This window comes from Paraburkholderia tropica (assembly GCF_900109265.1).
In the GTDB taxonomy this organism is placed as follows: Bacteria; Pseudomonadota; Gammaproteobacteria; order Burkholderiales; family Burkholderiaceae; genus Paraburkholderia; species Paraburkholderia tropica.
In genome coordinates this window covers 458,654-479,862 of record NZ_FNZM01000004.1, presented here as the reverse complement: position 1 = coordinate 479,862, position 21,209 = coordinate 458,654, and the positions used below count along the sequence as shown (strand labels likewise).

Annotated in this window: 21 protein-coding genes; 16 read left to right on the top strand and 5 right to left on the bottom strand. The window is 65.3% G+C overall.

What is annotated here, in order from left to right:
• The first annotated feature begins 40 nt into the window (after nt 1-40).
• On the top strand, nt 41-697 hold the full coding sequence (locus BMY06_RS08810) for a response regulator transcription factor (RefSeq protein WP_065060017.1): 657 nt from the start codon (nt 41-43) through the stop codon (nt 695-697).
• Between the two features lie 107 nt (nt 698-804).
• On the opposite strand, the gene BMY06_RS08805 is transcribed toward BMY06_RS08810, so the two are convergent.
• The 3 genes from BMY06_RS08805 to BMY06_RS08795 all read right to left on the bottom strand — a co-directional run bounded on the left by BMY06_RS08805 (nt 805) and on the right by BMY06_RS08795 (nt 2,666).
• On the bottom strand, nt 805-1,215 hold the full coding sequence (locus tag BMY06_RS08805; RefSeq protein WP_065060016.1) for a tellurite resistance TerB family protein: 411 nt from the start codon (nt 1,213-1,215) through the stop codon (nt 805-807).
• Nucleotides 1,216-1,262: 47 nt separating this feature from the next.
• Nucleotides 1,263-1,529 (bottom strand): TFIIB-type zinc ribbon-containing protein, encoded by a 267-nt coding sequence (locus tag BMY06_RS08800; protein WP_065060015.1) that lies wholly within the window; start codon nt 1,527-1,529, stop codon nt 1,263-1,265.
• Between the two features lie 153 nt (nt 1,530-1,682).
• Nucleotides 1,683-2,666, bottom strand: coding sequence for a TerC family protein (locus tag BMY06_RS08795; protein WP_065060014.1), 984 nt, complete (start codon nt 2,664-2,666; stop codon nt 1,683-1,685).
• Between the two features lie 289 nt (nt 2,667-2,955).
• Between BMY06_RS08795 and loiP the strand changes: the two genes are divergently transcribed.
• Nucleotides 2,956-3,720 carry a metalloprotease LoiP gene (loiP, locus tag BMY06_RS08790; protein WP_065060013.1) on the top strand — a complete coding sequence of 255 codons (765 nt, stop codon included), beginning with the start codon at nt 2,956-2,958 and terminating at the stop codon, nt 3,718-3,720.
• A gap of 70 nt (nt 3,721-3,790) precedes the next feature.
• Here the strand turns inward: loiP and BMY06_RS08785 are convergent, their stop codons facing one another.
• Nucleotides 3,791-4,732, bottom strand: coding sequence for a MipA/OmpV family protein (locus BMY06_RS08785; protein WP_080180226.1), 942 nt, complete (start codon nt 4,730-4,732; stop codon nt 3,791-3,793).
• A 112-nt stretch (nt 4,733-4,844) separates the two neighbouring features.
• On the opposite strand from BMY06_RS08785, the gene BMY06_RS39545 reads away from it, so the two are divergent.
• From BMY06_RS39545 to accD, 12 genes are all read left to right on the top strand, one after another.
• Nucleotides 4,845-5,012: a hypothetical protein gene (locus tag BMY06_RS39545; protein ID WP_156773744.1), complete on the top strand. Its 168-nt coding sequence runs from the start codon at nt 4,845-4,847 to the stop codon at nt 5,010-5,012.
• A gap of 143 nt (nt 5,013-5,155) precedes the next feature.
• Nucleotides 5,156-6,565: a 3-isopropylmalate dehydratase large subunit gene (leuC, locus tag BMY06_RS08780; RefSeq protein WP_065060012.1), complete on the top strand. Its 1,410-nt coding sequence runs from the start codon at nt 5,156-5,158 to the stop codon at nt 6,563-6,565.
• 12 nt (nt 6,566-6,577) lie between these two features.
• Entirely contained in the window at nt 6,578-7,228 is a 651-nt protein-coding gene (gene leuD, locus BMY06_RS08775) for a 3-isopropylmalate dehydratase small subunit (protein WP_065060011.1), read from the top strand.
• 633 nt (nt 7,229-7,861) lie between these two features.
• Nucleotides 7,862-8,929, top strand: coding sequence for a 3-isopropylmalate dehydrogenase (leuB, locus tag BMY06_RS08770; RefSeq protein ID WP_065060010.1), 1,068 nt, complete (start codon nt 7,862-7,864; stop codon nt 8,927-8,929).
• A 364-nt stretch (nt 8,930-9,293) separates the two neighbouring features.
• Nucleotides 9,294-10,415, top strand: a complete 1,122-nt coding sequence (gene asd / locus BMY06_RS08760) for an aspartate-semialdehyde dehydrogenase (RefSeq protein WP_065060008.1) — start codon at nt 9,294-9,296, stop codon at nt 10,413-10,415.
• Between the two features lie 166 nt (nt 10,416-10,581).
• Nucleotides 10,582-12,963: a FimV/HubP family polar landmark protein gene (locus tag BMY06_RS08755; RefSeq protein ID WP_161495537.1), complete on the top strand. Its 2,382-nt coding sequence runs from the start codon at nt 10,582-10,584 to the stop codon at nt 12,961-12,963.
• 10 nt (nt 12,964-12,973) lie between these two features.
• Nucleotides 12,974-13,777 carry a tRNA pseudouridine(38-40) synthase TruA gene (gene truA, locus BMY06_RS08750; RefSeq protein ID WP_074982630.1) on the top strand — a complete coding sequence of 268 codons (804 nt, stop codon included), beginning with the start codon at nt 12,974-12,976 and terminating at the stop codon, nt 13,775-13,777.
• Nucleotides 13,778-13,862: 85 nt separating this feature from the next.
• Nucleotides 13,863-14,564: a phosphoribosylanthranilate isomerase gene (locus tag BMY06_RS08745; protein WP_065060006.1), complete on the top strand. Its 702-nt coding sequence runs from the start codon at nt 13,863-13,865 to the stop codon at nt 14,562-14,564.
• A 61-nt stretch (nt 14,565-14,625) separates the two neighbouring features.
• Entirely contained in the window at nt 14,626-15,819 is a 1,194-nt protein-coding gene (gene trpB / locus BMY06_RS08740) for a tryptophan synthase subunit beta (protein ID WP_074982629.1), read from the top strand.
• Nucleotides 15,820-15,840: 21 nt separating this feature from the next.
• Nucleotides 15,841-16,791: a DNA-methyltransferase gene (locus tag BMY06_RS08735; protein ID WP_074982627.1), complete on the top strand. Its 951-nt coding sequence runs from the start codon at nt 15,841-15,843 to the stop codon at nt 16,789-16,791.
• A gap of 60 nt (nt 16,792-16,851) precedes the next feature.
• Nucleotides 16,852-17,667: a tryptophan synthase subunit alpha gene (gene trpA / locus BMY06_RS08730; protein ID WP_065060003.1), complete on the top strand. Its 816-nt coding sequence runs from the start codon at nt 16,852-16,854 to the stop codon at nt 17,665-17,667.
• A 120-nt stretch (nt 17,668-17,787) separates the two neighbouring features.
• Nucleotides 17,788-18,660 (top strand): acetyl-CoA carboxylase, carboxyltransferase subunit beta, encoded by an 873-nt coding sequence (gene accD / locus BMY06_RS08725; protein WP_074982625.1) that lies wholly within the window; start codon nt 17,788-17,790, stop codon nt 18,658-18,660.
• Nucleotides 18,661-18,690: 30 nt separating this feature from the next.
• Here accD and BMY06_RS08720 read toward each other — a convergent pair whose 3' ends face one another.
• The gene (locus BMY06_RS08720) at nt 18,691-18,909 is read right to left on the bottom strand and encodes a hypothetical protein (protein WP_065060001.1); all 219 of its coding nucleotides are present in this window, start codon (nt 18,907-18,909) and stop codon (nt 18,691-18,693) included.
• An 11-nt stretch (nt 18,910-18,920) separates the two neighbouring features.
• Here BMY06_RS08720 and folC point away from each other — a divergent pair, with 11 nt between their 5' ends.
• Nucleotides 18,921-20,231, top strand: a complete 1,311-nt coding sequence (gene folC, locus BMY06_RS08715) for a bifunctional tetrahydrofolate synthase/dihydrofolate synthase (RefSeq protein WP_074982623.1) — start codon at nt 18,921-18,923, stop codon at nt 20,229-20,231.
• A 62-nt stretch (nt 20,232-20,293) separates the two neighbouring features.
• A complete protein-coding gene (locus tag BMY06_RS08710) occupies nt 20,294-21,205 on the top strand; it encodes an SPOR domain-containing protein (protein WP_074982621.1) in 912 nt (303 codons plus the stop codon).
• The last annotated feature ends 4 nt before the right edge of the window (nt 21,206-21,209 follow it).

Below are 21,209 nucleotides of genomic sequence, written 5' to 3'. Positions count from 1 at the left end.
GTCGAGCACATATCGACAGGCATACTGAGGAAATGGGGCGATGCGGATTCTGCTGATCGAAGACGATCTGCTGATCGGGCCCGCGCTGCTGCGCGCGCTCAAGGACGCGACCTATAGCGTCGACTGGGTGCGCACGGGCGAAAGCGGCCGCGCGGCCATTCGCGACGGGTCGTACACGGCGATCCTGCTCGATCTCGGGCTCGGCGACATGAGCGGTCTGGACGTGCTGCGCGGGCTGCGCGAGTCGAACGACACGACGCCGGTCATCGTCATCACCGCGCGCGACGATGTGGATACGCGCGTGGAAGGGCTCGATCTCGGCGCCGACGACTATCTCGTGAAGCCGTTCGAGAGCAAGGAGCTGCTCGCGCGCATCCGCGCGGTGGTGCGGCGCAAGTCGGGTTTCGCGTCATCGACGATGGGCAGCGGGCGCGTGACGCTCGACATGAATGCGCGCCGCCTCACGTTCGACGGCCAGAGCGACGATCTCTCCGCGCGCGAATATGCGCTCATGCTCGCGCTGCTCGAACGCCCCGGCGCGATTCTCTCGCGTCAGCAGATCGAGGAGCGGCTTTACGGCTGGGGCGAGGAAGTGGAGAGCAACGCGGTCGACGCGGTGATCTACAGCGTGCGGCGCAAATTCGGTCATGCGGTTATCCGCAACGTGCGCGGGCTCGGCTGGGCGGTGTGCGTCTGACGCAAACGCGAAGAAAAACGCGGCGAGCGGACGACTCGCCGCGAGGCGCGCGACGCGGGGGGAAAGCCGCGTCGCCCGCGCGAAACGATGGAGGCGGACGGGCGCGCTTACGACGCCAGCAGACGCTGCCACGGATGCGCCTGCCAGGCCCGCGAGAGCGCTGCGAGCAAGGCGGCTTCGCTATCGGCCACGTGACGGTCGGCATAGACCGCGACGTGGCACAGATTGAGCACCTCGGCGCGCATGACCGGGTCCTGCAACTCGCGCAGGACGTGCTGCATGACGTCGGAGTCGAGCTTGCACGCGTCGCTCCAGTTCAGGTGCGCGCTCACGAGCAGATCCTCGCAGAGCCCCTGCAGGATGGCGCCGAATTCGCCCGGTTCGAGGCCGAGGCGTTCCGCGATGCGCGCATGATGCACGGCGCTCAGTTCGCTGCTGCTGAGGTGGCCATCGGCGAGCAGGGCGATGGCGACGATCCGGCCCGCGGCCTGCGGGCTGTTGCTGGTGTAGGTTCGCATGGTCAGATGTCCTTGAGGTTGAACGGGGCGCGCCGTCGGTCGCGCTTTCAGTCGAACAGATCGCCGAGCCACGATTTGCGGCGGCGCGGCGCGTACTCGTCGCGATGCGCGCGATGATGCGAACCTTGCTGCGCGCTGTAGCCGTCGTCGAGTGGGCGCGACTGCGTGGTTTGCGCGGCGGCTGTGCGGTCGAGCAGCTTGTCGAGTTCCCCGCGGTCGAGCCAGACGCCGCGGCATTCCGGGCAATAGTCGAGTTCGACGCCTTGACGCTCCGAGATCGCAAGCGTCACGTCAGGGCAGTTCGGGCATTTCATGATGCGCTCCGTGATGAATGGACAGGCCATCGGGCGCCGCCTGAGCCTTGCCGTAGCACGCTGCGCGGCCCCGATGGAATTCATCCTCGCAGACGAAAATGAGCGAAAAATGAGGAGCGCGTTTGAGGCGCCGTTTGTGGCGCGTTCAGAGCGCTAGCGCGCGGCGTTCACATCGCCGCCGCGCGTCTTCACCAGCGACAGCAGCACGCCGCCCGCGAGCAGCGCCGCCGTCACGCCGAGGCTCACCAGCGCCGGCATCTTGCCGATGAAATGCACCAGAAAGATCTTCGCGCCGATAAACACCAGCACGAGCGCGAGCGCGTGCTTGAGGTAGTAGAAACGGTGCGCCATCGCCGCGAGCGCGAAGAACAGCGCGCGCAGACCGAGCACGGCGAAGATATTGCTCGTATAGACGATGAACGGATCGGTCGTGATCGAAAAGATCGCGGGAATCGAGTCGACCGCGAAGATCAGATCGGCGAATTCGATCATCAGCAGCGCGACGAGCAGCGGCGTCGCGTAGCGCTTGAGCTTGCCGCTGACGGGATGCGCGCGCCGCACCACGAACGCGCCGCCTTCGAGTTGCGGCGCGACCGGCAGCACGCGGCGAATCACGCGCAGGATGCGGCTGTCTTCCACGTGCGCTTCTTCCTTCGAGCCGAACAGCATCTTCACGCCCGTGATCGCGAGAAAGAGACCGAACACGAGCAGCATCCACTCGAAGCGCGCGACCAGCGCGGCACCGAGGCCGACCATCAGCGCGCGCAGCACCAGCACGCCGACGATGCCCCAGAACAGCACGCGATGCTGGTACACGCGCGGCACCGCGAGCGCGCCGAAGATCGACGCGATCACGAAGACGTTGTCGAGCGACAGCGATTTTTCGATCAGATAGCCGGTCAGGTACTCGGTCGCGGGCTCGGCGCCCAGTTGCCACCACACGAAGCCGCCGAACAGCACGCCGACGGTGATGTAGCCGAGCGAGAGCCACAGGCTTTCGCGGATGCCGATTTCGTGATCGTCGCGATGAAGCACGCCGAGATCGAGCACGAGCAGCACGATCACGACCACGATGAAGGCGACCCACAGCCACGCGGGCTGGCCGAGAAAGCTGGCGGAGAGGATCGGCGTGAGCATGGCGGTCAGGTCCTTTGGCCTCGAATCGGATAGCGGGGAAGGGCGAGCCCGAGGGGCTCAACGGTCTAGCTTAATCCTGAAGAATGAGCGAGGAATGAGGCGTGTCCGTTTGCGTCCGTTTGCGTCGGCCTGTGTCCGTTTGCGTCAGTCAGCGGACGAGCAGGCGCGCAGACTGACGCCGGATTGACGAAGATCCAGGCGCAGCGCTTGAACGCCGCACCGCGCAAATATGGGAAAGAGGGGCAGTGCTAGATTCGTCGATCCTTACAACAGTGAAAGGATGGCAAGAATGACATTTGGCAAGATTGGCTTCGCGTGCGGGCTCGCGGTTGCGCTGAGCGCCTGTTCGTCGCTGCAAAGTCTGGACCCCAACGCGGCGGTGTCGGCGGGCGCGACGCTGTTCAAGGCGGCCACGCTGTCGGACAGCGACATCGTCGCGGTTTCGAACGACGCCTGCAAGGCGAGCGACGCGCAGTCGAAGGTGGCCGCGTCGAGCAGCGCTTACGGCAAGCGTCTCACGAAGGTCATGAGCGGCTTCGGCGACATGACGCTGAACGGCCAGAAAATTGACTACAAGGTCTACGAGACGAGCGACATCAACGCGTGGGCGATGGGCAACGGCTGCGTGCGCGTCTACAGCGGCCTGATGGACAAGATGAGCGACGACGAACTGCGCGGCGTGATCGGCCACGAGATGGGCCACGTCGCGCTCGGCCACTCGAAGAAGGCCATGCAGACGGCGTACACCGTGAGCGCGGCGCGCACGGCGGCGGGCGCAACGGGCAATTCGATGGCATCGGCGTTGAGCACGTCGCAGCTCGGCGACCTCACCGAGAAGTTCATCAACGCGCAGTTTTCGCAGTCGCAGGAAAGCGCCGCCGACGACTACTCCTTCGACCTGCTCAAGAAGAAAGGCATGAACCGCGCGGGCCTCGTCACGGCCTTCCAGAAGCTGGCGGAAATGGACGGCGGGCAGAGTTCGATGCTGAGTTCGCATCCGTCGTCGCCGAGCCGCGCGCAGCATATTCAGAATCGGATCAAGAAGGAAGGGTAAGACAGACCTGATCCGACCGATCTGGCGGCGGGCGTGTGCCGGCCGCCAGGCCGGAAGGCGATGGAACCCACTAGAACTGGTAATTGATCGACACGTCGCAGACGCCTTCGGTCTTCGTCTGGATGATCGGGCTGTGCGCGGCGCTGCCGAGCAGACGCTTGATCGCGCCGTCCGCGCTCACGAACCAGTGCTTGTTGACGAAGTACACCATCGTGATGCCGAAGCCCGCCGATTTCAGGCCGGGACTCGCGTCGTACTGCCGGTAGCCCGACGCAGCCGACTGCTGCGGCGTCACGCCGAACCAGCTCTGCATGTAGTTCGAATCCGCGAACGTGACCGACGGGCCGGCGAACCAGTAGAAGTGCTGGCTGCTGCCCGGCAGCGGCATGTAGGCGCCGAAGTCGGCGGTCCAGCCGTTGGAGCCGCCGAAGCTGCGCGTGAACGCGCCGCGGAACACCAGCGGGAAGTCCTTCGAGATCACGTATTCGCCCGCGATCTTCATCAGCGGCGCCGGATTGATGTTGCCCATGCCGTTCAGACGCGTCGGATCGTCGTTGCCACGCCGGCCGAGATCGTAGGCGGCGGCGATGCTCAGGCGCCAGTTCTGCCCTTGCAGAAAGTTCACGCCGAAGCCTTCGCCGGTCGAACCGAACAGGGTGTCCTTGTAGCGCAGGTCGATGCTGGGTCCGGCCATCATGTGATAGCGGTCCGAGCCGTCGTAGCGCGGCTCGAAGGTCGCGCCCACGCCGAGGCGGGCCTCGAAGTCGGGCCGGTCGGGCTGATAGAGCTTTTCGAGCGGGATCCCCGCCGAGTACTGCCACTCGCCGAGCGGCGAAGGCGTCTGTGCGTGAGCGCGCGGCGTGAACGCGAATGCGCAGACCGTGGCCGCCACGGCGAGCGATGCGTGGCGCGCGCCGCGCCGGCGGTGGTCCGGGTTGGCCTGCGGTTGCCGCCGCGGGATCAGGCTTGTTCTGCTTGTTTTCTTGTACGCGGTACGGGTTGCAAGTGGCATGAGGCCTCCATGATTGCCTGTGCTGCCGCGACGTGACCGTTATTTCAGTGTGATGGAACCACAGAACCGGGCATCGTGCGGCGGCGCACATCTCGCAAACGACGTGCCTGATATGGCACTCACGGTCGCCGTGCTGCACTCGCGTCATCGTTTCCGCGCGAGCGAGGGGCCGCCGGAAATCAATCGGAAAAACAAAGGCTTCCGCTTCGGTGCTCACGAAAAGCACACGGAAATTGCGCCGGAAACGCGACGGATTTCCCGTGCGCGCCACGCCGGGTAACAGCGATACAGGTATCGCCACTACCACCCAACTCACTGTTTTTTATCGCTTTTTTTGAATCGTGACGATGCGGGGTGCGGCTTTCGCGTGGCATAATCGATTCACAAAGTATTGCCCCCGCAGTCACTAACTCCCCGCATATCATGGCAAAGACGCTCTACGACAAATTGTGGGACTCGCATGTGGTCCACACGGAAGACGACGGCACGACGCTCCTTTACATCGACCGTCATCTGCTGCACGAAGTCACCAGCCCGCAGGCTTTCGAAGGCCTGAAGCTGCATGAGCGCCCGGTGTGGCGCATCAGCGCGAACCTGGCCGTTTCCGACCACAACGTGCCCACCACGGACCGCAGCCACGGCATCGCCGACCCGGTTTCGAAGCTCCAGGTCGACACGCTCGATTCGAATTGCGACGCCTTCGGCATCACGCAATTCAAGATGACCGACCAGCGTCAGGGCATCGTGCACATCGTCGGTCCGGAACAGGGCGCGACGCTGCCGGGCATGACGATCGTCTGCGGCGACTCGCACACGTCTACGCACGGCGCGTTCGGCGCGCTCGCGCACGGCATCGGCACGTCGGAAGTCGAGCACGTGCTGGCCACGCAAACGCTCTTGCAGAAGAAGAGCAAGAACATGCTCGTGAAGGTCGAAGGCACGCTGCCGCGCGGCTGCACCGCGAAGGACATCGTGCTCGCCATCATCGGCAAGATCGGCACGGCGGGCGGCACGGGCTACGCCATGGAGTTCGGCGGCTCGATGATCCGCGGTCTCACGATGGAAGGCCGCATGACCGTCTGCAACATGGCGATCGAAGGCGGCGCGCGCGCCGGCATGGTCGCGGTGGACGACACCACGGTCGACTACCTGAAGAACCGTCCGTTCTCGCCGCAGGGCGTGGAGTGGGACCAGGCCGTCGAATACTGGAAGACGTTCCGTTCCGACGAAGGCGCGCATTTCGACCGCGTGGTCGAACTGTCGGAGGCCGACATCGTCCCGCAGGTCACGTGGGGCACCTCGCCGGAAATGGTCACGTCGGTCGACGGCCGCGTGCCGGACCCCGAGCGCGAGAAGGATCCGGTCAAGCGCGACGCGATGGAACGCGCGCTGCAATACATGGCGCTCGAGCCGAACATGCCGATCGAGTCGATCCAGCCGGACAAGATTTTCATCGGCTCGTGCACGAACGCGCGTATCGAAGATCTGCGCTCGGCCGCGTATGTCGTGAAGAAGCTCGGCCGCCGCGTGGCGCCGAATATCCGTCTCGCGATGGTGGTGCCGGGTTCGGGTCTCGTGAAGGCGCAAGCCGAACACGAAGGTCTCGACAAGGTGTTCACGGAAGCGGGTTTCGAATGGCGCGAGCCGGGCTGCTCGATGTGTCTCGCGATGAACGCGGACCGTCTGGAACCGGGCGAGCGTTGCGCGTCCACCTCGAACCGTAATTTCGAAGGCCGTCAGGGCGCGGGCGGACGCACGCACCTCGTGAGCCCGGCGATGGCCGCGGCGGCTGCCATCGAAGGTCATTTCGTCGACATTCGCAAGCTCGGTTAAGGCAACACGATCATGGAAAAATTCACCGTACACACCGGCGTCGTGGCGCCGCTCGATCGCGAGAACGTCGACACGGACGCGATCATTCCGAAGCAGTTTCTCAAGTCGATCAAGCGCACGGGCTTTGGGCCGAACGCATTCGACGAATGGCGTTATCTGGATCATGGCGAGCCGGGGCAGGACAATTCGAAGCGCCCGCTGAATCCGGATTTCGTGCTGAATCAGCCGCGTTATCAGGGCGCTTCGGTGCTGCTGACGCGCAAGAACTTCGGTTGCGGCAGCTCGCGCGAGCATGCGCCGTGGGCGCTCGATCAGTACGGCTTTCGCGCGATCATTGCGCCTAGCTTTGCGGACATTTTCTATAACAACTGCTTCAAGAACGGGCTGCTGCCGATCGTTTTGAGCGAAGCGGATGTCGATCATCTGTTCAACGAAACTTATGCGTTTAATGGGTTTCAGTTGACTGTCGATCTGGATAAGCAGGTTGTGCGTACAACCGATGGGTCGAAGGAATATCCGTTTGAAGTGGCGGCGTTTCGTCGGTACTGTCTGTTGAACGGGTTTGACGATATCGGGCTTACGCTGCGGCATGCTGACAAAATTCGTCAGTACGAAGCCGAGCGGCTTGTGCGTCAGCCGTGGCTTAAGAATCGCGTTATTTAAGTGGGTTTGGTTGGTGGGGATGTTTTTTTGAGGTAGGCGCTTTTTTTCGCGTTTCCTTGTTTTCTTGTCGGTTTGCCAGCGTTGCCCCTGTGCGGGGCGGCACCTACTTTTCTTTGCCGCGGCAAAGAAAAGTAGGCAAAAGAAAGCCGCTCACACCGCCAATGTGACGCCGTCCACCCCGCACCTTTGCAGGTAGTGGTTCCGGAGCATCCGGCATCACTCGCCACCCAACAGAGTGACAAAGGGCTCATTCCTCCGGCGGCGCGCCGCGCGCCGCGGGGCATAACCGAAAACGGTGGATCACCAGGGTTTTCGGTGAACCCTTCCGCTGAGCGCGTAGCGCGAGGCGGGATGGATGAGTCCTTTGTCACTGAGTGGGAATGTGCGGGGTGACGGATGCTCCGGAGTCACTACCTGCGAAGGTGCGAGGTGGACTGCGTCACACTGGCGGTGTGAGCCGCTTTCTTTTGCCTACTTTTCTTTGCGGCTGCAAAGAAAAGTAGGTGCCGCCCCGCACAGGGGCGACGCTGGCAGACCGACAAGAAAACAAGGAAACGCGAAAAAAGGCAACGCGAAACCGCAAAAAACATCCCCCAACCAGGCCACCCCGAACCACCCCCGAGGAATCAAAAAATGAAGATTGCAGTGTTGCCGGGCGACGGCATCGGCCCCGAGATCGTCAAGGAAGCCGTGAAGGTCCTCAACGCGCTCGGCGAAAAGTTCGAGCTGGAAGAAGCGCCGGTTGGCGGCGCGGGCTACGAAGCGAGCGGCCATCCGCTGCCCGAAGCCACGCTCGCGCTCGCGAAATCCGCTGACGCGATCCTGTTCGGCGCCGTCGGCGACTGGAAGTACGACTCGCTCGAACGCGCACTGCGCCCGGAACAAGCCATCCTCGGCCTGCGCAAGCACCTCGAACTGTTCGCGAATTTCCGCCCCGCCATCTGCTATCCGCAACTCACGGGTGCGTCGTCGCTCAAGCCGGAAATCGTGTCGGGCCTCGACATCCTGATCGTGCGCGAACTGAACGGCGACATCTATTTCGGCCAGCCGCGCGGTCTGCGCGAATCGCCGGATGGTCTATTCAAGGGCGCCCGCGAAGGCTTCGACACGATGCGCTATTCGGAACCCGAAGTGCGTCGCATCGCGCACGTCGCGTTCCAGGCCGCGCAAAAGCGCCAGAAGAAGCTGACCTCGGTCGACAAGGCCAACGTGCTCGAAACTTCGCAGTTCTGGAAGGACATCATGATCGATGTCTCGAAGGAATATCCGGAAGTCGAGCTCTCGCACATGTACGTCGACAACGCGGCCATGCAACTCGTGAAGGCGCCGAAGGCGTTCGACGTGGTGGTCACGGGCAACATGTTCGGCGACATCCTCTCGGACGAAGCGGCCATGCTCACGGGCTCGATCGGCATGCTGCCCTCGGCTTCGCTCGACAAGAACAACAAGGGTCTGTACGAGCCGTCGCACGGTTCGGCGCCGGACATCGCGGGCAAGGGCATTGCAAATCCGCTCGCCACGATCCTCTCGGCCGCCATGATGCTGCGTTACTCGCTCGGCCGCGAAGAGCAGGCCGATCGCATCGAAGCCGCGGTCAAGAAGGTGCTGGAGCAGGGCTATCGCACCGCCGACATCGTCACGCCGGACTGCAAGAAGGTCGGCACGGTGGAAATGGGCGACGCAGTGCTCGCCGCGCTGTAAAGCAGAACGAAAGGGCAGGCCTTCGGTGGCGTGCCCTTTTTTGCTTTCGCATGATTTCGCGCCCGTGTTTTGCATCCGTGTTTCGCGCTGGCGAAACGCGGGCGCTACATAGCGGAAAGTGCGGTTTTTGCCGCGCAATTTAACTGTTTCGTGTATATTGTTCCGATGGCGAAGATCTCCCCGATCACGATTGTTTCGAACATCCACGGCGATAAAACGGCCCGTGCGATTTCGCTCGCCATCAACACGAAAACCATTACGAAAACGATCATCACGCGTTGATCGCTCGTCGTGCCCGCTCATCTTCCCCGCGCGGCCACGCCGGGCGAGCGAAGCGGGGAAGTGTCCAAATCAAGGGTTAGTCATGAACGTAGGTCTCGTAGGTTGGCGCGGCATGGTCGGCAGCGTGCTGATGCAGCGCATGCAGGAAGAACGTGATTTCGACCTGATCGAACCGGTGTTTTTCAGCACCAGCAACGCAGGCGGCGCGGCTCCGTCGTTCGCCAAAAACGAGACGAAGCTCAAGGACGCAAACAGCGTCGACGAGCTCAAGAAGTGCGACGTCATCATCACCTGCCAGGGCGGCGACTACACGAACGACGTGTATCCGAAGCTGCGTGCGGCAGGCTGGACCGGTTACTGGATCGACGCGGCCTCGTCGCTGCGCATGAAGGACGACGCGGTCATCATCCTCGACCCGGTCAACCTGAACGTCATCAAGGACGCGCTGGTCAAGGGCCAGAAGGACTTCGTCGGCGGCAACTGCACGGTCAGCCTGATGCTGATGGCGCTCGGCGGCCTGTTCCGCGAAAACCTCGTCGACTGGATGACGGCCATGACCTACCAGGCCGCTTCGGGCGCGGGCGCGCAGAACATGCGCGAGTTGCTCTCGCAGATGGGCGCGCTGAACGCGGCCGTCGCGACCGATCTGGCGAACCCGTCGTCGGCGATTCTCGACATCGACCGCAAGGTGCTCGCCACCATGAACAGCGACGCCATGCCCACCAGCCAGTTCGGCGTGCCGCTCGCCGGTTCGCTGATTCCGTGGATCGACAAGGATCTCGGCAACGGCATGTCGAAGGAAGAGTGGAAGGGCGGCGCAGAAACGAACAAGATTCTCGGCAAGCCGGCCATGGGCCAGCCGGGGTCGATCCCCGTCGACGGTCTGTGCGTACGTATCGGCGCGATGCGCTGCCACTCCCAGGCGCTCACGATCAAGCTGAAGAAGGACGTGCCGCTCGACGAGATCAACGGCATCCTCGCGTCGGCCAACGACTGGGTGAAGGTTGTGCCGAACGAACGCGAAGCGTCGATGCAGGATCTGTCGCCCGCGAAGGTCACGGGCACGCTGTCGGTGCCGGTCGGCCGCCTGCGCAAGCTGGCAATGGGCGGCGAGTATCTGTCGGCCTTCACGGTCGGCGATCAGCTGCTGTGGGGCGCCGCCGAGCCGCTGCGTCGCATGTTGCGCATTCTGCTCGACAAGTGAATCATTTAAACTACGCGGCTAATGACGCGTAGAAGGTGGAAAAAGCGCCGCGCCAGTCGCGGCGCTTTTTTATTTTCGCGGATCGGCGCTCGCGCGACGTCCGCGACCATCCGCAACGAATTCCCGTTTCATCGACAGCCGCGCGAGCGGTGTGCCAGGGCAACTGATGACCGTTCGACTCGACTCTGTTTCCACTCCATTTCCGCAAGCGCGCCTGACGCTGCGTGCCGCCATCGCGGCCACGGCGTTCGCGCTGGCTGCGGCAACCGGCGCGGCGCACGCGCAAGGCGGCGCGGCCCAGGCGGGCAGCGCGGCGACGGCCGCGATCGGCGCATCGGCCGCTGCGGCGGCGGGCGCTTCGGCTGCGCCGGCGGCGCTGCCCGTGGTCGGCCAGTACACGGTCCATCCGGGGCAGTCGCTGCACGACGTGGCCGTCGATCTCACGCAGTCGCATGACAAGGCGGTGCTCGCGCGTGCGAGTTCGGCGCTGTTCGACGCCAATCCCAACGCGTTCATGAAGCATGACCCGAGCCGCCTGAAGGTTGGCGCGATGCTCAATGTGCCGGGTACGCCCGACATGGCGTCGGCGGGCGCGGCTTCGGGCGTGACGGCGGCTTCGGCTCCGGCCGCCCCGGCCACGACCGCCAGCGCGCCGGCTGCCGCGACGGCACCCGCAAGCGCGGCAACCGCCACGACGTCGACGCCGAATACGGCGGCTGCGACTGGCGCGACTGCTGCTGCGGCTTCGGCGGTGGCCACGGCGAACGCGGGTGCGAGCGCGGCGACGGCGGCGACCGCAGCGACCGCAAGTAATGCCGCGTCGAGCCCGGCAACGGTGGCTGGCGCTGCGAGCGAAGCGGCAGGCGCTTCGGCCCCCGAAACGGCATCGGCATCGGCGGCGACGGCGACGGCGGCATCGGCTGCGGGCGCTTCGGCTGCCCTCGCGTCGGGGGCCTCGGGCGTCGATCAACATTCGTTCAGCGGATCGGTTCAGGCCGCTTCGGCGGCGTCCGCAGCATCCGCGCCGGTTTCGGTGTCGAGTCTCCAGCAACTGCTCGCGCTCAAGAATCGCGTGCTGATGGCCCTGCAGCACGGCATCGGCAAGCCGGCGCAAGTTGCCGGTGGCGCGAACGGTGCATCGGGCGCGCAGCACGCGCCCGCTGGCGCACAGGATGCGCAACAGCCGGAAGTGTCGCCGGTGACGCTCGGCATCGTGGCGGCGATCGTGCTGGCTTTCGTCGCGCTGCTCGTGCGTCTGTTGATGCGCAAGCGCCGCAAGCCCGCAGCGGCAGCAGATGCGCCGGCGGCTACGGAAACGCCGGTCGCGCCGACCGCACCGGTCGCACCGCCCGCAGGCACGGAAGCCGAAGCCGACGTGCCCGTGCTCGACGAGCCGCTGACGCTCGCGCCCACCGCCACCGCCACCGCGGCTGCGGCTGCGGCGGCCGGCGCGGCCGCGTACGGGCAAACTCACACGGACGCCGACGCGGCGCTCGATCACGCCACCGACGCTGCGAGCCTGTCCGCTGCTGCGGAGCCGGGCGCCGACGCCTTGCCGCCGACGCTGTTCGACAAGCTGGAGCCCACGCAAGCGCACGGCCCCGACGCGCTGCGCGAAGACCGCGCGGAGCACGGCACGCATCCGCAAGGCGTGGCGCCGGGTGAACCGGAAACGCTCGCCGACGCCACCGACGCCGCGAGCTTCGCCGCGGCCGCGGAACTGGGCGCATCGGCGCTGCCGCCGGAAGGTCTGGCCGCGCAGCGCACGGTCGGTGAAATGGACGAGCACGCGCGCCGCGCCGAGGCCGAGCCGCACCCCATCGAAATGACGATGCCGGGCGAGGACCCGACTCACTCCGAGACTCACGACCAGCCGCTCGCGACCGAAGCCACCGAAGCGGAAGGCGAGCCCGCACCGTTCGCACCGCACGCGCGCGAACCGCAGCCGCTCGAATTGCGCATGCCCGGCGATCCTGAGCCCGAGCCGGCTGCGCCCGCAGAACCCGTTGTTCCCGCAGTTTCCGCAGAAGAATCAATGCCCTACCAAGAAGTCCCGCAAGAGTTTCCGAAAACCGCAGTCGATGCGCTCGGCAGTATCGAAATGTCGTTGCCGCCGCGCGTGGAAGTGCCGGATGCGCCGGCCATGCCCGATTTCCCGTTCACGACCGAACCGTCCGCCACGTCGGGCGCGACGCTCGGTCAGCCCCTGCCGTTCGGCCAGCCGCCCGCGCCGCTCGCCGGCCAGGCGATCGAAGCCGGTACCGCGGGCATCGGCTCCATCGCGGGCCTGGGCGCGCCGCGTTTCGGCACGCTTTCGCTCGATTTCGACCTGAACCTGCCGCCGGATTCCGCCGAGCCGCTGCCGGTTTTCTCGCCCGATCAACTCGCGCGCATCGCCCGCAACAAGCTGGATCTCGCGCACGAATACATCGCGCTGGGCGATCTGTCGGGCGCGCGTGCGCTGATCAACGAAGTGATCGAGTCGAGCGACCACGCCACGCGCGCCGACGCGCAGGCGCTGCTGTCGACGCTCTCGCCGCTGTCCTGACGCCTGCCGCATGCGAATCGCGTTAGGCATTCAGTACGACGGCGCCGCGTTCTGCGGCTGGCAATCGCAGCCGCACGGCAAGACCGTGCAGGACGCGCTCGAGCGCGCGCTGCGCGAGTTCGCCACGGTGCCGCTCTCCACGGTGGTCGCGGGCCGCACCGACACGGGCGTGCATGGGCTGGGCCAGGTCGTGCACTTCGACACCGATCTCGATCGCACCGATTTTTCGTGGGTGCGCGGCACCAATGCGTTCCTGCCGTCGACGGTCGCGGTGCAGTGGGCCAAGCCCATGCCCGAGGCTTTCCACGCGCGGTTCGCGGCCTTCGAGCGCACCTATTACTACGTGCTCTACGTGCACCCGGTGCGTTCGCCGATGCTGGCGGGCCGCTCCGGCTGGATTCATACGCCGCTCGACGTCGACGCGATGCGCGAGGCGGCGCAATGCCTGATCGGCGAGCACGATTTTTCGGCGTTCCGTTCCTCGGAGTGCCAGTCGAAGACGCCGGTCAAGCACTTGTACCAGATTGACATCCGGCCGCAGGGCGACTTCATCCACTTCCGATTCCGCGCCAACGCGTTCCTGCATCACATGGTGCGCAACCTGATGGGCTGCCTCGTGGCGGTCGGGCGCGGGCGCTATCCGGCCCCGTGGATGGCCGAGGTGCTGGCGGGACTCGACCGCGGCAAAGCCGCGCCGACATTCATGCCGGACGGCCTGTATCTCGCCCAGGTAGGCTATCCTGACGAGTTCGCGGTACCCGCGCCGCATACGGCGAGCGTGCCGTGGAGCGCGATCTGGGACGATCCGGCCTGATGCCGCAGCGTCGCAATCGCAAGCAAATTCGGTCAATTCCGCGCAAGTTGCCTTTAACCATCGAGATTTCAACGAGCCTCAAGTCATGACGCAAGCCGAGCCAGTCGATCAGGTCGATCAAGCCGAGCGCGCCGCGCATCGCACGCGTATCAAGCTGTGCGGGCTGTCCACGCCCGAGGCGGTGGACCGGGCGATCGACCTCGGCGCGGACGCGATCGGTCTCGTGTTTTATCCGCCCAGCGCGCGCTCGGTGAGCATCGCGCAGGCCGTCGAGCTGACGCACGACATTCCGCCGTTCGTCTCGGTCGTAGGCCTGTTCGTGAACCCCACGCCGCAATGGCTCAGCGAAGTGGCGAGCAACGTCTCGCTCACGCTGCTGCAATTCCACGGCGACGAAACGCCCGCACAGTGCGAGTCGCTGGCGGCGGTTGCCGGTTTGCCCTGGTTGCGGGCGTTGCGAGTGGCGGCGGATACTCGGCAGACCGATTTGGTAGAATCGGCGAATAGTTATTCATCAGCCAGCGGCCTCCTGTTCGACACCCATGTCGACGGTTACGGCGGTGGCGGGAAGGTCTTCGATTGGTCACTTATCCCCGCAGGGCTCGCGCGTCGGGCCGTTTTGAGTGGTGGCTTGAACGCGCAAAACGTCGGTGATGCGATTCGCCAGGTGCGTCCGTACGCCGTCGATGTCTCCAGTGGCATCGAGGTACCGGGCGCGAAGGGCGTGAAAGATCACGCCCGTATGGCGGCGTTCGTGCGCGCAGTGCGCGAAGCGGACGCGGGATAATTTTCTGGACCGGCAAGTCCTTGCGCAACGCAAGGCACCATCCGGTCGGAGCGAGTGACTTATGTACAATTTGCCAGATGAACGTGGCCATTTCGGCCAATATGGCGGCGTGTTCGCTGCCGAAACCCTCATGCAGGCGATCGACGAACTGCGCGACGCCTACGCGAAATACAAGGACGATCCCGACTTCCGCGCGGAATATGAGCGCGAGTTGAAGCATTTTGTCGGCCGTCCGTCGCCGATCTATCACGCGCAGCGCTGGAGCGAAATGCTCGGCGGCGCGCAGATCTATCTGAAGCGCGAAGACCTCAACCACACCGGCGCCCACAAGGTGAACAACGTGATCGGCCAGGCGCTGCTCGCCCGCCGCATGGGCAAGCCGCGCGTGATCGCCGAGACCGGCGCGGGCCAGCACGGCGTGGCGACCGCCACGATCGCGGCGCGCTTCGGCATGGAATGCGTCGTCTACATGGGCGCGGAAGACGTGCGCCGCCAGGCCGCCAACGTCTACCGCATGAAGCTGCTGGGCGCGACGGTCGTGCCGGTCGAGTCGGGCTCGCGCACGCTCAAGGACGCGCTCAACGAAGCCATGCGCGACTGGGTCACCAACGTCGAAAACACCTTCTACATCATCGGCACCGTCGCGGGTCCGCACCCGTATCCGATGATGGTGCGCGACTTTCAGCGCGTGATCGGCGACGAATGCCGCGTGCAGATGCCCGAAATGACCGGTCGCCAGCCCGACGCGGTGATCGCGTGCGTGGGCGGCGGTTCGAATGCGATGGGTATCTTTTATCCGTATATCGACGAAAGTTCGGTGCAGTTGATCGGCGTCGAGCCGGCCGGCGACGGCATGGAAACGGGCCGTCACGCGGCTTCGCTCGCAGCGGGCACGCCGGGCGTGCTGCACGGCAACCGAACCTATCTGCTCCAGGACGAGAACGGCCAGATCATCGAGACGCATTCGGTGTCGGCGGGTCTCGACTATCCGGGCGTCGGTCCCGAGCACGCGTGGCTCAAGGACAGCGGCCGCGCGCAGTACGTGACGATCGACGACGAGGAAGCGCTCAAGGCTTTCCACGACTGCTGCCGCATCGAAGGCATCATTCCGGCGCTCGAATCGAGCCACGCGCTCGCGTACGCCGCGAAGCTCGCGCCCACGCTGCCCAAGGACAAGGTTCTGCTGGTGAACCTGTCGGGCCGCGGCGACAAGGACATGCACACGGTCGCCGAGCGATCGGGCATCCAGTTCTAGGCGCCGGGAGCGACACCAGCGATGCGTGACGAGTTCGACGAGCCGACCCTGCCGGCCGCCACAGGCGAGACGGGCGAAGTGAGCAGCCGGACGGCGGAGCAGGAAGCCGCCGCGGCGCTGGCTCACGCCGCCGCTTTGCCCGCGGCGGCGGTGTCCGTGGTGCCGCCGGCAGTGCCCGACGGCATCCGGCTCCTGAACCGCGATTTTCTGACCGATGCGGCGAATTTGCCCGATGCCTCGATCGACCTGATCGTCGCCGATCCGCCTTATGGGCTCGGCAAGGACTACGGCAACGACTCCGATATGCGTTCGGGTGAGGACTTCCTCGCCTGGACGTATGGCTGGCTCGATCTGGCGATTCCCAAGCTCAAGGCCAGCGGCTCGCTCTATGTGTTTTGCACGTGGCAGTACGCGCCCGAGATCTTCGTTTATCTGAAGTCGAAAATGACGATGATTAACGAGATCGTCTGGGATCGTCGCGTACCCAGCATGGGCGGCACCACCCGCCGCTTTACCTCCGTGCACGACAACATCGGTTTTTTCGCGGTCTCGAAGGATTACTACTTCGATCTCGATCCCGTCCGCATCCCGTACGATGCCGCCACGAAGAAGGCGCGTTCGCGCAAGTTGTTCGAAGGCAGCAAGTGGCTGGAGCTCGGCTACAACCCCAAGGACGTCTGGTCGGTCTCGCGGCTGCATCGGCAGCACGCGGAACGTGTCGATCATCCGACCCAGAAGCCTTTGGAAATCGTCGAGCGCATGGTGCTCGCGAGCTGCCCGCCGGGCGGCCGCGTGCTGGACCCGTTCATGGGCAGCGGCACCACGGCAGTCGCTTGCGCGCGTCAAAAGCGCGAATTCGTCGGCTATGAAATCAACGAAAGTTACTGCGCGATCGCGCGCGAACGCGTGAGCGCGGCAGCCGCCGCGCCCGCGTCCGCTGCCCGCGCCACGGCTGTCGCGGCCGGCGCCTGAGGCGCCGCCGCCGCCGTCGGTCTGCGACGCGCGGTATCCATTGAGATTGAGGACCCTGAAATGTCCCGCATCAAAACCACGTTCGAGGCGCTCGCCGCCGCCAGCAAGAAAGGCCTGATCCCGTTCATGACGGCAGGCGACCCCGATCCGGCCCGCACGGTCGAATTCATGCACGCGCTCGCCGCCGGCGGCGCGGACGTGATCGAACTCGGCGTGCCGTTCTCGGACCCGATGGCCGACGGCCCGGTGATCCAGCAGGCGTCGGAGCGCGCGCTCGCGAAGGGCGTCACGCTCAAGAGCGTGCTGGCCGACGTCAAGCGCTTCCGCGAAACCGACAACAGCACGCCCGTCGTGCTGATGGGTTACGCCAACCCGATCGAGCGCATGGGCGCCGACGCTTTCGCGGCCGCCGCGAAGGACGCGGGCGTGGACGGCGTGCTGGTGGTCGACTATCCGCCCGAGGAATCGGTGGAATTCGCCGCGAAGATGAAGGCGGCCGACATCGATCCGATCTTCCTGCTCGCGCCCACGTCCACGGCGGAGCGCATCGCCGAAGTGGGCCGCGCGGCCAGCGGCTACGTCTATTACGTCTCGCTCAAGGGCGTGACGGGCGCGGCGAATCTGGACGTCGCGAGCATCGCGAGTAAAATCCCGGCGATCAAGGCGGGCGTGCCGCTGCCGGTTGGCGTGGGTTTCGGCATTCGCGACGCGCAAACCGCCGCCGCGGTGGCTGAAGTGTCCGACGCCGTGGTGATCGGCAGCCGCATTGTCACGCTGCTCGAACAGGCGCCCGCCGACTCGGCCGCCGAGGCGCTCACGCAGTTCATCGCGGGCATCCGCGCGGCGCTCGACGCGCTGTCGGACAACGCGAAATGAGAGTGCTGTAAAATCCACTTTTCGCCATGCGCGGTCGGGGTCGGAACCCGGTCGGTTTTACCGGTCGGGTCAGCTCGATCCGCCGCGCCCGCGCATCACGAAGGTCAAGGAAGAAAATACATGAGCTGGCTCGATAAACTGCTGCCGCCCAAGATCAAGCAAACCGATCCGAAAAGCCGCAAGAGCATTCCGGAAGGTCTGTGGATCAAGTGCCCGAAGTGCGAAGCGGTCCTGTACCGCAACGACGTCGAAGCGAACCTCCACGTCTGCCCGAAGTGCGACCACCACATGCGCATCAATGCGCGCGAGCGCCTCGACGGCCTGCTCGATCCGGAAGGCCGCTATGAGCTCGGTCAGGAAATCGTTCCGGTCGACGCGCTGAAGTTCAAGGACAGTCGCAAGTACCCCGATCGCATCAAGGAAGCGATGGACGATACGGGTGAAACCGACGCGATGGTCGTCATGGGCGGCGCGATCCACACGCTGCCCTGCGTGGTCGCCTGCTTCGAGTTCGCCTTCATGGGCGGCTCGATGGGGTCGGTGGTCGGCGAGCGTTTCGCACGCGGCGCGCAGACCGCGCTCGAGCAGCAAGTGCCGTTCATCTGCTTTACCGCTTCGGGCGGCGCGCGCATGCAGGAAAGCCTGCTGTCGCTGATGCAGATGGCCAAGACCACGGCCATGCTGACCAAGCTCTCGGAAGCCAAGCTGCCGTTCATTTCGGTGCTGACCGATCCCACGATGGGCGGCGTGTCGGCGAGCTTCGCGTTCCTCGGCGACGTGGTGATCGCGGAACCGAAGGCGCTGATCGGCTTCGCCGGCCCGCGCGTGATCGAGCAGACGGTGCGCGAGAAGCTGCCGGAAGGCTTCCAGCGCGCGGAATTCCTGCTGCAGAAGGGCGCTATCGACATGATCGTCGACCGCCGCAAGCTGCGTGAGGAAATCGCCCAGCTCATGGCGCTGCTGCAGCGCCAGCCGGCCGACGCCGTGGCGTAACGACCGGGCGCCAGGCGCCGTCATCCGCACTCAAGCCAACGCGCCGCGAGCGAAAGCAAGCGGCGCGTTGTCATTTCCGCGATAATGCCGTTCTTTCGTGGCGGATCGTTCGCGCGAGATCGCGGTCGAATAGAGGATGTTCGATTGCGGTGCGCGCGGGCAGGACGCCGCGCCGCGTGTCCGCTGTTTGTTGTTTGCGCCGTCATGGCACAGCAGCAGTTGTCCGGCCTTCCATTCGAATCGTTTCACATCGCGTATTCATGAGCACCTTTCCCACTCTCGACGCGTGGCTCACGCATCTCGAAACCGCGCACCCGGTCGGCATCGACATGGGCCTCGGCCGCATCACCCAGGTCAAGGAGGCGCTGAAGCTCCAGTTCGAGTGTCCGATCTTCACCGTCGGCGGCACGAACGGAAAGGGCTCGACCTGCGCGATTCTCGAAACGATTCTGCTCAAGGCCGGTTATCACGTGGGCTGCCACACGTCGCCGCATCTGCTCTCGTTCAACGAGCGCGCGCGCATCGACGGCGAACAGGCCAGCGACGCCGATCTGCTGCCGCACTTCGAGGCCGTGGAAGCCGCGCGCAACGCGCTGCCCACGCCGGTTTCGCTCACGTACTTCGAGTTCACGACGCTGGCGATCATGCATCTGTTCGCTTCGCGCGGGCTCGACGCCGTGATCTTCGAAGTGGGCCTGGGCGGCCGCCTCGACGCCGTGAACGTGCTCGACACCGACTGCGCGATCGTCACGAGCATCGACCTCGATCACACCGAATATCTCGGCGACACGCGCGAGAAGATCGGCTTCGAAAAGGCCGGCATCTTCCGCGCAGGCAAGCCCGCGATCTGCTCGGACCCGCTGCCGCCGCAAACGCTCATCGACCATGCTGAGTCGATCGGCGCCGATCTGTGGCTCTTCGGCCGCGATTTCCGCTTCGAAGGCTCGCCGGGCAGCGAACGCCAGCAATGGAGCTATGTGGGCCGCGCGCAACGCCGTTCGGCGCTCGCGTATCCGGCGCTGCGCGGCGCGAATCAACTGATCAACACCTCGGCGGCGCTCGCCGCGCTCGAAGCGATGCGCGACCGCGTGCCGGTTTCGGCGCAGGACATCCGTCTGGGTCTCGCGAACGTGGAATTGCCGGGGCGCTTCCAGGTGCTGCCGGGCAAGCCCGCGATCATTTTCGATGTCGGCCACAATCCGCACGCCGCCGCCGTGCTCGGGCAAAATCTCGGCAGCATGGGCTATTTTCCGTACACTTACGCGGTATTTGGCGCCATGCGCGACAAGGACATCGCCGGCGTGATCGGCCATCTGAAGGGCGAAATCGACCACTGGTGCGTGACCGATCTGCCGCTGCCGCGCGCGGCGTCCGCGCAACAGCTCGAAGACGCCCTGCGCGAGGCCGGTGTGGAAGACAGCGCAGACAGCAGCATCACGCATTACGAATCGCCCGCCGCTGCATTTCAAGATGCGCTAAAACGAGCGACTGAAAATGATAGAATTATTGTTTTCGGGAGTTTCTTGACCGTCGCCGGCGTCATGGCCTGGCGAAAGTCACAGCAGCACTGAACGCGCGGCGAATCTACGCCACCACGGCAAGCACCACGCAGACAGGCCAAAAGCAGCCATACATGGGAATTTTCTCGTTCGGCAAGAAAGACGAGGCGCCCCGCCGACGCGGCGCCGATGCCGGCTCCAGCCGACGGAGCAGCCAGAACACGCGCGTTGAGCGGCGCAGCCGCCGCACGGACCGGTCCGCCGACGCCGAGGCCATGCTCCTCGATCCCACCTTGCCGGAGAAGCAGCGCGCGCGCCGCCGCCTGGTCGGTGCGATCGCGCTGGTGCTGGCCGCCATCGTGATTCTCCCGATGGTGCTCGACTCCCATCCGAAGCCCGTCACCGACGACATCGCGATCGACATTCCGAGCCATCCCGCGCCCAAGGGAGCCGCTGCCCCCGCGCGCGATGACGACGACGATACGCAAGCCGGCGTCGCGCCCGACAATCCGCCCGCGCCGGGCGCGTCGAGCCTCGCTGCGGCGTCCGCGCCCGCAGCCGCACCGGCGGTGAAGGCGCCGTCCGTGCAGACCACACAAAGCGCGCCGGCGCAGACGCAAGCCCAGCCCGCCCAGCAGCAAACCGCCCAAACCGCGCAAGCGCAGCCGAAGCCGGCCGCGAAGCCCGCGCAGTCCACCGCGCAATCTTCTGCCAATAACGCGACCAATAGCGCGACCAACACCGCAACCGGCAGCGCCAAATCCGCCGCCGGCAGCGACGATTCCGGCGCGCCCGCCGCGCCGCCTGGCGCGCGTTTCGCGGTGCAACTCGGCGCGTTCAGCAGCGACGCGGCCGCGAATAAATGGGTCACGAAGTTGAAAGCCGCGGGTGTACCCGCATATACCGAACAACGCAAGGATGCCGACGGCACGACGCGCACGCTGCTGCGCGCCGGCCCGTTCGCCGACCGCGCGGCCGCCACGGAGGCGATCGCGAAGGTGCGCGGCGCGGGTCTGACGGCCGGTTCGAACGCGAACGCGGAATAAGCCG